The sequence below is a fragment of the Trueperaceae bacterium genome (assembly GCA_019454765.1).
Classification (GTDB): Bacteria; Deinococcota; Deinococci; order Deinococcales; family Trueperaceae; genus JAAYYF01.
Map to the genome: position 1 here is coordinate 70218 of JACFNR010000006.1, position 11890 is coordinate 82107.

General features: G+C 73.2%; 12 protein-coding genes. 6 read left to right on the forward strand and 6 right to left on the reverse strand.

What is annotated here, in order from left to right:
• Nucleotides 1–18: 18 nt before the first annotated feature.
• Together H3C53_03355 and H3C53_03360 are read right to left on the reverse strand one after the other, a co-directional pair.
• Nucleotides 19–1542 carry an NAD(P)H-hydrate dehydratase gene (locus tag H3C53_03355; protein MBW7915712.1) on the reverse strand — a complete coding sequence of 508 codons (1524 nt, stop codon included), beginning with the start codon at nt 1540–1542 and terminating at the stop codon, nt 19–21.
• 55 nt (nt 1543–1597) lie between these two features.
• A complete protein-coding gene (locus H3C53_03360) occupies nt 1598–2542 on the reverse strand; it encodes an aldo/keto reductase family protein (GenBank protein MBW7915713.1) in 945 nt (314 codons plus the stop codon).
• A gap of 78 nt (nt 2543–2620) precedes the next feature.
• Here H3C53_03360 and H3C53_03365 point away from each other — a divergent pair, with 78 nt between their 5' ends.
• Nucleotides 2621–4168, forward strand: a complete 1548-nt coding sequence (locus tag H3C53_03365; protein MBW7915714.1) for a methylmalonyl-CoA mutase — start codon at nt 2621–2623, stop codon at nt 4166–4168.
• Nucleotides 4169–4174: 6 nt separating this feature from the next.
• Here H3C53_03365 and H3C53_03370 read toward each other — a convergent pair whose 3' ends face one another.
• Nucleotides 4175–4558: an HIT domain-containing protein gene (locus H3C53_03370; GenBank protein MBW7915715.1), complete on the reverse strand. Its 384-nt coding sequence runs from the start codon at nt 4556–4558 to the stop codon at nt 4175–4177.
• Nucleotides 4559–4604: 46 nt separating this feature from the next.
• A complete protein-coding gene (gene pyrE / locus H3C53_03375) occupies nt 4605–5126 on the reverse strand; it encodes an orotate phosphoribosyltransferase (protein ID MBW7915716.1) in 522 nt (173 codons plus the stop codon).
• 161 nt (nt 5127–5287) lie between these two features.
• Here pyrE and H3C53_03380 point away from each other — a divergent pair, with 161 nt between their 5' ends.
• Genes H3C53_03380 through H3C53_03390 form a run of 3 tightly spaced genes read left to right on the forward strand, consistent with a single transcriptional unit; the run spans nt 5288 to nt 7195 of the window.
• Nucleotides 5288–5536: a 50S ribosomal protein L28 gene (locus H3C53_03380; GenBank protein ID MBW7915717.1), complete on the forward strand. Its 249-nt coding sequence runs from the start codon at nt 5288–5290 to the stop codon at nt 5534–5536.
• Nucleotides 5537–5574: 38 nt separating this feature from the next.
• Nucleotides 5575–6312, forward strand: coding sequence for a metal ABC transporter ATP-binding protein (locus H3C53_03385; GenBank protein ID MBW7915718.1), 738 nt, complete (start codon nt 5575–5577; stop codon nt 6310–6312).
• Between the two features lie 19 nt (nt 6313–6331).
• Entirely contained in the window at nt 6332–7195 is an 864-nt protein-coding gene (locus tag H3C53_03390) for a metal ABC transporter permease (GenBank protein ID MBW7915719.1), read from the forward strand.
• On the opposite strand, the gene hflX is transcribed toward H3C53_03390, so the two are convergent.
• Entirely contained in the window at nt 7160–8884 is a 1725-nt protein-coding gene (gene hflX / locus H3C53_03395; protein ID MBW7915720.1) for a GTPase HflX, read from the reverse strand. The genes H3C53_03390 and hflX overlap by 36 nt on opposite strands.
• Before the next feature lie 93 nt (nt 8885–8977).
• On the opposite strand from hflX, the gene H3C53_03400 reads away from it, so the two are divergent.
• Together H3C53_03400 and H3C53_03405 are read left to right on the forward strand one after the other, a co-directional pair.
• A complete protein-coding gene (locus H3C53_03400; GenBank protein MBW7915721.1) occupies nt 8978–9865 on the forward strand; it encodes a hypothetical protein in 888 nt (295 codons plus the stop codon).
• A gap of 81 nt (nt 9866–9946) precedes the next feature.
• Nucleotides 9947–11119, forward strand: a complete 1173-nt coding sequence (locus tag H3C53_03405; GenBank protein MBW7915722.1) for a thiolase family protein — start codon at nt 9947–9949, stop codon at nt 11117–11119.
• Nucleotides 11120–11129: 10 nt separating this feature from the next.
• Here H3C53_03405 and H3C53_03410 read toward each other — a convergent pair whose 3' ends face one another.
• The gene (locus H3C53_03410; GenBank protein ID MBW7915723.1) at nt 11130–11873 is read right to left on the reverse strand and encodes a metallophosphoesterase family protein; all 744 of its coding nucleotides are present in this window, start codon (nt 11871–11873) and stop codon (nt 11130–11132) included.
• Between the last annotated feature and the right edge of the window lie 17 nt (nt 11874–11890).

The following is an 11890-nucleotide window of genomic DNA, read 5'->3' on the forward strand; positions in this document are numbered from 1 at the left end:
GGGTCGGGCGCCGGCGCATCAGTTCGTCTCCGCCACCCCAGCGAGGGCGGCGGCGCGCGGCAGGGCCTCAGCCAGGTCGCCGGCGGTCAGGCCCGCGCCGCTCGTGGCGGCGGCCAGCTCGCCCGCCACGCCGTGCAGCCACACGGCCGCGCACGTACGCGAGAACGGGTCGTCGTCGCCGCCGGGCGCCGCCACGAGGGCGCCCACCACGCCGGCCAGGACGTCGCCCGTGCCGCCGGTGGCCATGGCCGGGTGGCCCCGCTCCGAGACCGCCACCGCGCCGCCGGGAGCGCGCACCACGGTCGTCGGGCCCTTCAGCACGACCGTCGCCCCGAACGCCTCCGCCAGGCGTCCGGCCGCGGCGAGCGGGTCGCCAACCACCTCGCTCACGGGCCGATCGAGCAGCGCGGCCGCCTCGCCCGCGTGAGGGGTCATCACGGCCCGGCCGCGCTCACGCAGCGCCGCGCGCGCCGGCTCGGGCCAGGCGGCCGGACGCAAGGCGGAGGCGTCGAGCACGACGGGGCCGGGCGCCAAGCGCAACAGCTCGGGCAGGAGGGGGAGCAGCCGCTCGTCGAGCCCGGGGCCGATCACGGTGGCCGCCGCGCGCTTGGCCACCCAGGCGGCCGCGAGATCCGTGACCATGGTCGCCGTCTGGCCCGGCGTCAGGGCCGCCGTCCCGCCGAGCGGGGCAAGTTCCACGAAGATCGTCTCGGGCCAGGCGGCCGGGTGGCGCGCCGGACCCACCAGGGTGACGAGGCCGGCGCCGGCGCGCCACCCTCCGCGACAGGCGAGCTCGGCGGCGCCCGCGTAGGCCGCCGACCCACCCACGACCGTCACCGTGCCGACCGAGTACTTGTTGGCGTCGGGCGCGCGGCGCGGTAGCCACGCGGCGGCGTCGGCGGCGCCCAGCAGGACGATCTCGCCGCACGCGGCCAGCACGTCCGCCGGCATCCCGATGTCGGCCAACACCCGCTCGCCGTACGCGCCCCTGGTGGGGTGGAAGGCGCCGGCCGGCTTCCTGCCGGCGAGCTCGACCGTCACGCTCGCCGTCACGTGCGGTCCGACGAAGCGCGGGGCGTCGGTGCCCACCCCGCTCGGGACGTCGACGGCCACCACGGGCGCGCCGTGCAGGTGCAACCCGGCGAGCAGCTCGCCGAGCGGTCCGGCGACGGGCCGCGTGAGGCCGCTACCGAGGAGGGCGTCGACGATCACGTCCGCCGCGCCGAGCGAGGCGGGGCGCGCTCCCTCCAACGGCCCCGGGGCGACGCCCGCCGCGACCAGCTCGGCGCGGGCGCGCCGCGCGTCGGCCGTGCCGGGCACGGGAGCCACCTCCAGGACGGTGACCGCGACGCCCCGCTCGAAGAGGCGGGCGGCGCACACGTAACCGTCGCCGCCGTTGTTGCCCTTGCCGCACAGCACGGTCGCCGCCGCGCTCCCCGGGTAACGCCTCAGCACCTCGCGCGCCACGGCCGCACCGGCGGCCGCCATGAGGGGCCACGACCCCTCGCCGCGCGCGGCGGCGAGGGCGTCCGCCCTGCGCATCTCCTCGGCGCGGTAAAGCCTCAAGCCCCACCGACCCTTCCGGCGCCGGCCGACCCTACGCCAGCGCCCGCTCGATCCGCGCCAGCGCGTCGTCGTCGAGCGCGAGCCCGGCGGCGCCGACGTTCTCCTCGAGTTGCGCCACCCGCGTGGCGCCCGTGATGACGGACGCAACCTCCCTCTGACGCAACACCCACGCGAGCGCCAGCTGGCTGCGCGTGACGCCCAGGTCGTCGGCCACCTCCGCGAGGCGCCTCACGCGCGCCGCGTTCTCGTCGGTCAGGAAGCGCTCCTTGAATGTCTCGAAGTTAGCGAAGCGGGAGTCCGCCGGCACGCCAGCGTCGTACTTGCCGGTGAGCATCCCTTGCGCCAGCGGGCTGAAAGCGACAAGGCCGACCCCCTTGGCCGCGGCGACGGGCAGGATCTCGCCCTCCACGCGGGTGCTCCGCAACATCGAGTACTCGGGCTGCTCCGCGATGGGCGCGACGAGGCCGTTCGACTTGGCGAAGGTGACCGCCTCGGCGATCTGCGCTCCGCTCCACATGCTCGTGCCCCAGTAGTGGGCGCGGCCGGAGCGCACCACGTCGGAGAACGCCTCCACCGTCTCCTCGAGCGGCGTGTCGAGGTCGTAGCGGTGGGCGAAGTAGATGTCGAGGTAGTCGAAGCCGAGTCGGTCGAGCGACCGGTCGATCGACTCCAGCACGTGCTTGCGACTCAGGCCCCGGTCGTTCACGTTCTCCGACATCGGCCAGTAGAGCTTGCTGCTCACCACGTGATGGTGGCGCGGCCCGAGCTCGGCGAGGGCGGAGCCCATCATCTCCTCGCACTTGCCCTTGGCGTAGACGTCGGCCGCGTCGAAGTAGTTGATGCCCAACTCCACCGCGCGCTCGATGATGCGGCGCACCGTCTCCTGCTCCTCGACCGTCTGTCCGAAGGTGGTCCAGCCGCCCAGCGCGACGCTGCTGACCTTGAGGCCGCTGTTGCCCACCCGCCGGTACGTCATCTTCGTGGTAGCCATGCCTCAGGCTACCCCAGCCGGGCGTGGGCTCGCGGCGGCGCGACCCGCCCGTATGATTGGCGCATGGAGCCCATCTACGACGGGCCGCCGGACGGCCTGGCTGAACGCCTGGGGCGGCCGGGCGAGTACCCCTACACGCGCGGCGTCTACCCCAAGATGTACTCGGAGGGCCGCCTCTGGACCATGCGCCAGTACGCCGGCTTCGGGTCGGCGGCCGAATCGAACGCCCGCTACCGCTACCTGCTCGGGCAGGGGGTCTCCGGCCTGTCGGTGGCGTTCGACCTCCCCACCCAGCTGGGCCTCGACCCCGACGACCCGCTGGCGCAGGGCGAGGTGGGGCGGGTGGGGGTCAGCATCGCCACCCTTGACGACATGCGTCGGCTGTTCCAGGACATACCCCTGGGCAGCGTAACCACCTCCATGACGATAAACGCGCCCGCCATGATGCTGCTGGCGCTCTACGTCCTCGTCGGCGAGGAGCAGGGCGTGCCGGCGGCTCGGCTCGGCGGCACCGTCCAGAACGACATCCTCAAGGAGTACGTGGCGCGCGGCACCTACATCTTCCCGACCGGCCCCAGCATGCGACTGGTGACCGACCTGTTCGCCCACTGCGCGCGCGAGCTCCCGAACTTCAACACCATCAGCATCTCCGGCTACCACATCCGCGAGGCCGGCGCGACCGCCGCGCAGGAGCTGGCGTTCACGCTGGCGAACGCGCGCGCCTACGTGACGGCCGCGTTGGGCGCCGGGCTCGCGATCGACGACTTCGCGCCGCGCCTCTCGTTCTTCTTCGCCTGCCATAGCCACCTCCTCGAGGAGGTGGCCAAGTTCCGCGTGGCGCGGCGCCTGTGGGCCCGCATGATGCGCGACGAGTTCGCGGCCGCCGACCCCAGGTCGTGGATGTTGCGCTTCCACACGCAGACCGGCGGCAGCACCCTCACGGCGCAGCAGCCGGACAACAACGTGGTCCGAACCGCCTACCAGGCGCTGGCCGCGGTGCTGGGCGGCACCCAGAGCCTGCACACCAACGCCCTCGACGAGGCGCTCGGCCTCCCGACGCCGGCGAGCGCCAAGCTCGCGCTGCGGACCCAGCAGATCCTCGCCTACGAGACGGGAGTGCCCGCCGCCATCGACCCGCTGGCCGGCAGCTACTACCTCGAGAACCTCTGCGACGAGCTCGAGGCGGACGCGCTACGGATCATGGCGCAGGTCGAAGACCTGGGCGGCGCGGTGCAAGCCATCGAAGCGGGCTTCGTGCAGCGCGAGATCGAGGAGTCCGCCTACCGCTTCCAACGGGAGATCGAGTCGGGCGAGCGCGTGGTCGTCGGCGTCAACCGCTTCGCGGAGGAGAGCGCCGCCGAGGTGCCCATCCAGGCCATCGACCCCGAGCTGGAGAGGAGCCGCGCCGCCGACCTCGCCGCCTTCCGCGAGGGCCGCGACGGCGCCGCGCTGTCTAGCGCGCTCCGGGACCTGCGCCGCGCGGCGGAGAGCGGCGGCACGGACGGTGCCGCGCCGCTGTTCCCGGTCGTGCAGGCCGCCCTCGCGCGCCGCGCCACGCTCGGCGAGGTGTGCGGCGTGCTCAGGGAGGCGTGGGGCGAGTACCGCGGCTAGGCGCCGTCAGGCCGGGCGGACGAGGAGCGGGCCGAGGGGGCGGCCGCCCAGCAGGTGCATGTGGAGGTGGAACACCTCCTGGTGCGCGTGCTCCTTGCAGTTCACGATGAGGCGGTAGCCGCTCCCGAGGCCCTCCTGCGCCGCCACCCGGCGGGCGACCGTGAACAGGCGGCCCAACGCGGCCTCGTGGCGCGGCTCGACGTCGTCGGCCGTCGGGATGATCTCGTTCGTCACTATGAGGACGTGCACGGGCGCCTGCGGGTGGATGTCGCGGAACGCCGTCACCAGCTCGTCCTGGTAGACGATGTCGGCCGGGATCTCCCGGCGGACGATCTTGGCGAAGAGCGTGTCGTGCGGCGCCCCGGCCGGCTTCTCTGTCTCTTGGCTCATGCCACAGTCTAAGGCGCCTCGGGGTCGGCGCCCGGCCGGGCCACGCTCACGCCGCCTTCAGCTCCGACATCGTGAAGAGCGCCCGCAAGGCCACCCCCTCGGCGGCCAGGGCCCCGGGCCCGCCGGCCTCCCGGTCTATCACGCACACCGCGTCCGTCACGGTGGCGCCGGCGCCCCGCAGGTCGCGCGTCGACAGCACCACCTGCCCGCCGGACGTGACCACGTCCTCCACCACGAGCAGCCGCCGCCCCGCCAACTCGCCACCCTCCGCGAAGCGCCGCGTGCCGTACTCCTTCGCCCTCTTCCTGACGAACAGGGTCGGCAGGCCCGTCACCTGCGACAACGTCACCGCCAGCGGCACGCCGCCCAGCTCGAGGCCCGCCAGGGCGTCGACGCCCGCGGGCACCAGCGGCGCCATGGCCTCGGCGATCCCGCGCAGCAGGCGCGGGTCGGACTCGAACATGTACTTGTCGAAGTACTCCTTGCTGGTGGCGCCCGAACGCAGCAGGAACTCGCCGCTGAGGAGCGAGCGGGAGACGATCGCGCGGGCGAGGTCGTCGCGGGTCATGGCGTCGATGGTAACCCCAAGCGGCCACCGGGACGGGCGTGGCAGCCTTCCGGTCCCTTGTGCTAACATCAAGCGCTTCAGTGGCGAGGCGTCACCGCCCGCCGAAGACGAGTCATTCAGCCGGGGCACGAGCACGCGGCCCCGTAGCAACGGAGGAGAGAATGCCGCGCGTCTGTGCCGTGACCGGGAAGCGCACCCGTAGCACCACCACCAGCATCCGCAAGGGTTCCGCCAAGCGCAAGGGCGGGGTCGGCCTCAAGCAGGTCGGCGTTCACAAGCGCACCCTGAAGCCCAACCTGCAGAAGCGCACGGTGTGGGTCGACGGGCGGCCCATGCGCGTCTGGTTGAGCGCCAAGGCCATCCGCCAGCTCGACCCCACCATGTTCGTCAACCCGAACAAGCCGGCCTGAGAAGGCCGAAGGTCGTGACGGGCTCGGCGCCGCTCCCCGTGGGCGGCGCCGCTTCGTTGCGCCTCGAGGGCGTCACGGTGCGGTTCAACGACTTCGTTGCCCTCGACGACGTGTCGTTCGAGGTACCCGCCGGGGCGTCCCTTTCCGTCGTCGGACCGAACGGGGCGGGCAAGTCGACGCTGGTGAGGGTGATGCTCGGCCTCACGGTGCCCCTTGCCGGCCGCGTGGAGGTGCTCGGGCAGAGGCCCGGCGCCACGCCCGCGCGCATCGGTTACGTGCCGCAGCTCAAGACGTTCGACCGCACGTTCCCCGCCACGGCGCTGGAACTCGTGACCACGGGGCTGCGCCGCTCTTGGCCCGGCAGGATCGTGCCGGCCGAGCGGGAACGCGCGCTGGCGGCGCTGAGGCGGGTGGGCGCCGCGCAGCTGGCCGACCGGCCGTTGGCGCGCCTCTCCGGCGGCGAGCTCCAGCGCGCCTACCTGGCGCGCGCCTTCGTGAGGGAGCCGGCGCTGGTCGTGCTGGACGAGCCCGCCACCGGCGTCGATTTCCTGGCCGAGCGCGACATCAACGACCTCATGGAGGAGTACCAGGCCGGCAGCGGCGCGACGGTGGTGATGATCACGCACGACCTCGCGGCCGCGCGCTACCACGCCGATCACGTGCTCGTCCTGAACCGGCGGGTGTGCGGCTTCGGCGCGCCGGCCGCCGTCATGACGGACGAGACCCTGCAGGCCGCGTTCGGGCACAAGCGTCACCGTCACGCGGCCGCCCTATGATCGCCGCGTCGCCGTGACCATCCTGGATGCGCTCTCCCTGCCGTTCTTCCAGCGGGCCGTGCTGGCGGGCCTCGCCATCTCCGTCATGGCGGGCCTGCTCGGCGTGTTCGTGGTGCAGAGGCGCCTGGCGTTCCTGGGCGACGGCCTGGCGCACGCCGCCTTCGGCGGCATGGGCATCGGCGCGTACGTCATCGTCACGAGCGGGTTGATCGGGGGCGGCAGCGCGCTACTGAGGCACCCGCTGTGGGTGGCGCTGCCGTTCACCCTCCTGGCGGCGCTAGTGATAGCCGCGCTGCGCAAGCGGACGCGCCTCAGCTCCGACACGGCCATCGGGGTCGCGTTCGCCGTGAGCGTCGCCCTGGGGGTCACGTTCTTCTCGCTCATACCGCCCGACGTGAACCTCGGCGTGTCGGTCATGGACCTGCTGTTCGGTTCCATCCTGGGAGTGCGGCAGGGGGACCTCGTCGTCATCGCGGTCGTGGCCGTCATCAGCGTCGTGGCTTCGTTCGCGGCGTGGGGCAGGCTGGGTTACGCGACCTTCGACGAGGAGCTGGCGCGCAGCGACGGCGTGCCGACGGACGCGCTGGAGCTCGGGCTCTTCCTGCTGGCGTCGATCGTGATCGCGGTCAGTGCGAGCGTGGTGGGCATCGTCCTCATGGCGGCATACCTGGTCATACCCGCGGCCGCCGCCCGGCTGCTGGCCCGGACCCTCGCGCAGATGACCGGCTTGAGCGTGCTGCTCGGGGTGGCGAGCACCCTCGTCGGCCTGGCGCTCTCCTTCTACCTCGACGTGCCGAGCGGCGCCACCATCGTGCTCACGCAGGCGGCGCTCTTCGTACCGGCGGCGCTATTCGGGCAGCGCCGGCGCGGGCCGTCGGGTTGAGGTCGCCGGCGTCAGGTCCGTGGCGGCGCTCGCCGGCCGGCCGCCCAGCTTGGCGGCGAGGTCCGCCTTGAGCGCCGGCAGGCCCTCGCCCGTGACGGCCGACACGGCCAGCGCGCCGTAGCGCAGCGCGAGCTCGGCGGCCACCTGCGGGTCGGCGGCGTCGAGCTTGTTGAGCACCACCTGCCCCGGCACCTCCAGCTCGAGGTCGGCGAGCACGCGCTGCACCGCGGCGACCCGATCGGGCGCGCCCGGCGTGGCGGCGTCGACGACGTGAAGCAGCAGGTCCGCGTCGTGCAGCTCCTCGAGCGTGGCGCGGAACGCGTTGACGAGCTCGTCGGGCAGGTCGCGGATGAAGCCCACCGTGTCCGTGTAGACGACCTTGCCGCCGTACTCGCCAAGCTCGGGCAGCCACCCTTCGCGCGTGGTCGGCCGCAGCGTCGCGAAGAGCTCGTCGCGGGCCACGACGTCGGCCTTGGCTAGCGCGTTGAACAGGGTCGACTTGCCGGCGTTGGTGTAACCGACGAGCGCCACGGTCGGGGTCGTGCCGCGCCGGCGCTGCTTGCGCGTCTCGCTGCGGCGCCGGCTGATGGCGTCGACGGCGTCTTCCAGGTTCGCGATGCGGTCACGGATCTTGCGGCGGTCGACCTCGAGCTTGGTCTCGCCCGGTCCGCGCGTGCCGATGCCGCCGCCCAGGCGGCTCATCGCCAGCCCGCGGCCGGCGAGGCGGGGCAACTGGTAATGGAGCTGCGCCAACTCCACCTGCACCTGCGCCTCTAGTCCGCGCGCGTTCTGCGCGAAGATGTCGAGGATCACCTGCGTGCGGTCGAGCACCTTCAGCTTCGTGAACGCCTCGATCTCCCGCGCCTGGGCGGGGGAGAGCTCGCGGTCGAACACGAGGAGGTCGGCGTCCTCGTGGAACGCCAGCGCGACCACCTCCTGCAGCTTCCCCTCGCCCACGAGCGTACGGGGGTCGGGGCGGTCGCGGTGCTGCACGGTCGAGGCCGCCGTGTAGGCGCCCGCGCTCCTGACGAGCTCGGCGAGTTCCGCCATGCGCGAGTCGGACTCGACCGCGCCCTCGCGGCCGACCAGGCCGACGAGGACGGCGCGCTCCGTGCTGCTAAGGCGCACCTCGCGGCCGCTCGCGTCGCGGGCGAGTTCCTCCTCGAGGGCGCGCAGCCGCTCTAGGAGATCCATGTCCTCGAGCTCGCGCACGCTCATCGGCCCCTCGACCAACCAGTCCTCGGCGTCGCTGGCGCCGGGCGCCACGAAGGCGAGGTGCGCCGGCCCCACGGCGGCGCCCTGGTTGCCGCCGTGCGGGGCGCTCACCTCGATGGCGACCATGGCGTCGAGCCGGTTCATGAACAGGGTCGTGAGGTCGGTGCCCGACAGGCCGGTCGGCCTCAGGTGGGTGTGCACCAGCCGCAGCCCGCTGAGGCGCGAGCGCGCCTCGCCGGTGGTGGGAGGGAGGGGCGTGTCGGCGGCGTCGCCGACGGCCACCGTGACGACGCGGCCGCGGCGGTCGAGAAGTAGGCACACGCCGCGCCCGAACTCGGTGGTCAGGTCCGCCATGGCGCGCGCCAGCTCGGTGGTCGCGGCCGCCTGGGGCGGCACGCGCCGCCGGTAGAGGTTGCTCAGGCGCTTCAGCTGGTTGCTCTTGAGACCGCCAGTGCGGCCGTGCACCTTCTCGATGTGACGACTCCCTCCGGTGACGCGCCGCCCTCTGCCGGCGGCGGGCGCTGGCCGCATTCTAGCCACCGCCGGGGGCATGCTAGGCTCTGCGCGATGCGGCGACTACGCGCAGCGCTGCTCTGGCCGGCCCTCCTCGCGGCCGCGCTGTCCGTTGGGGTCGCGGCGGCGCAGAACCACAAGACGGTGCGTGGCGCTCGCGACCTGGGCGGCGTCTGGGTGGAGCTGCTCGACCTGGCGCGCGCCGCCGGCGTCGTCGCCACCGACGCGGGCACCACGCTCACGTACCGCGGCCCGAATGGCGTCGTGACGTTCTTCGCCGGCTCGAGCACCCTCCTGCAGCAGCTGCCGGGCGACGCCGGCCCGACGGAGACCGCGGTCTCGGCGCCGCTCGTGGTCGACGGGCGGGATTGGTGGGCGCCCCTCGACGCCCTCGAGTACCTCGGAGCGCAACCGCTCGACGGGGCGACCGCCCTGAGGTTGGCCGACGGTAGCGTCGCGGCTCTCGCCATCGGGCCGTTCCCGGGTCGTCCCCTGGAGGCGGTCGCGCCCGACGTCGCCGCGTGGGAGGCGACGGAACTCGGGCCCGGCGTCACCGTGTTGCGCCTCTACGACGAGGGGGTGGAGCTCAGCCTCCTCGACCTGACGCTACTGCCCCTGGCACTGCCAGAACTCACGGCGCAGGTGGACTCCGCCCTCGCCGCCGCCTGGCGCTCGGGAGCGGGCGCAGACAACGTGCTGCTCCTGCAGGTCGTGGCGCTCGACGAGAAGCCGTGGGACGCTACGCTCAGGTTCGTGCAGTCGGGTCGGGAGCTGGAGGTGCGCCACCCCTACCGCCTGCTGCTCCAGCAGGGCGATCCCGAGCTGGTCGGTCCGGCGGCGCCCGTGGCCGGGGTGGTGCTGCTGCCGGCGGCGTTCGACCTCTACCGCCCACTGGGGGTGGAGTGGGCCGGAGTGTCCGCCGAGGTCGCCTTCAGGCGCTGAGGGCGGCGCGGCGCCCTGTAACGTGGAGTCGAGCTGGGCGGGCGTGGCACGGCCACCGGACCCGCCGCCGGAGGTCACTAGATGAGGTTGGTCATCTCGAGTGCCGTGCGCACTCCTATCGGCGCCTTCCAGGGCGCCTTCAGCAGCGTGACTGCCGCCGAGCTGGGGGCCGCCGCCGTCGCGGAGGCCGTGAGGCGAGCGGGCGTGGCGCCCGACGGCGTCGACCTGGCGCTCATCGGCAACGTGCTGCAGGCGGGCCAGGGCCAGGCCCCGGGGCGGCAGGCGGTCATCAAGGCCGGCCTCGCCGAGTCCACCCCGGCCGTCACCCTCAACAAGATGTGCGGTTCCGGGCTGGAGGCGGTCATCCAGGCGGGCCGCGCCATCCTCGCGGGTGACGCTCAGGTCGTGGTGGCGGGCGGCATGGAGTCCATGACCAACGCGCCCTACCTGGTGCCCGGCGCGCGGTCGGGCCTGCGCCTCGGCGACGCCAAGCTCATCGACTCGATGATCAAGGACGGCCTGTGGGACGCCTACGGCGACAAGCACATGGGGTCGTGCGCCGAGCTGTGCGCGAACAAGTACGCCTTCGGGCGCGAGGCGCAGGACGAGTACGCCGAGCGCTCGTACCGGCGGGCGCAAGCGGCGGCCGAGGACGGCACCTTCGCGGCCGAGATCGTGCCGGTCGAGGTGCGGGGCAGGCGCGGCAGCGTGATCGTCGAGAAGGACGAGGGGCCCGACCAGGTCGACTTCGACAAGATGCCGCGGCTCAGGCCCGCCTTCGAGGCCGACGGGACGGTCACGGCCGCGAACGCCAGCACGCTCAACGATGGCGCCGCCGCGCTCGTGGTGACGTCCGAGGAGGTGGCGGCGGCGCGCGGCATGCCGGTGGTGGCCCGCATCCACGGCTGGGCGGGCGCGGCGCTCGCGCCGGAGTGGTTCACGGTCGCCCCGGTCGAGGCCACGACGCGCCTGTTCGACCGGCTGGGTTGGAGCCCGGCCAGCGTCGACCTCTACGAGGTGAACGAGGCGTTCAGCGTGGTCCCCATGGCCGTCATGCGCGAGTTCGGCCTCGGCGCCGACGTGGTCAACGTGCATGGCGGCGCGGTCGCGCTCGGTCACCCGATCGGGGCATCGGGCGCGCGCATCCTCGTCACGCTCATCAACGCCTTGCGGCTCAAGGGGAAGAGGCGGGGCGTCGCCAGCATCTGCATAGGCGGCGGCGAGGGGCTGGCCTTGGGGCTCGAGCTGGCCTGACGTCCGTCCGTCAGTCGTGGTCGTCGTCGCCCACGGCGAGCTTGTCGGGCATGCGGCCCATCTGGACGGCCTCGGCCACCATGGGCGAGATGCCCCAGGCCACGATGTCGAAGGCGACCGCCGCGTAGTCGTACTCGACCTTGTCCATCTCGATCTCGATGCTGCCCTCGTCGAGCGTGAGGAGGGCGTAGTCGGCGCCCGGCTCGCCGTTGAGCGACAGGCCCACCGAGCCGGGGTTGACGACCAGCCCGCTCGGGCCGACGCGCCTGAAGAACGGGACGTGCGTCGCGCCGGAGGCGAGGATGGAGCAGCGGTGCTGCTCCAGCAGGCGCGTCAGGGAGTGCGGGTCCTGGTTGAGGTTGAGGCGGCCGCCCGAGCTGTCGACGGTGCCGTGGAAGAAGCGGAGCCAACCGGCCGGGGTGTTCACGCGCCTCTGGACGGGCAGGCTCTGCAGGAACGCCAGGTGGTCGGGTTCCAGCACCCCCTTCGTCCAGCTGAGGATCTCGTCGGCCACGCCGCGCCGGCGCTTGCCGGTGGCCACGAAGTCGTAGGCTAGGCGCTCGTCCGACGCGCCCAACGTGCAGGCGACGCCCTCCGAGCGGATGAGGGCGATGGTCTCGTTCGGCGCGGGACCGTACCCCACCAGGTCACCGAGGCAGAGGACCATGTCGACCCCCCGGTCCTTGAGCGCCGCCAGGACGGCCTCCAAGGCGATGACGTTCGCGTGGACGTCGGAGATGAGTCCGATGTTCACCGCGTCACCTCGCCGAG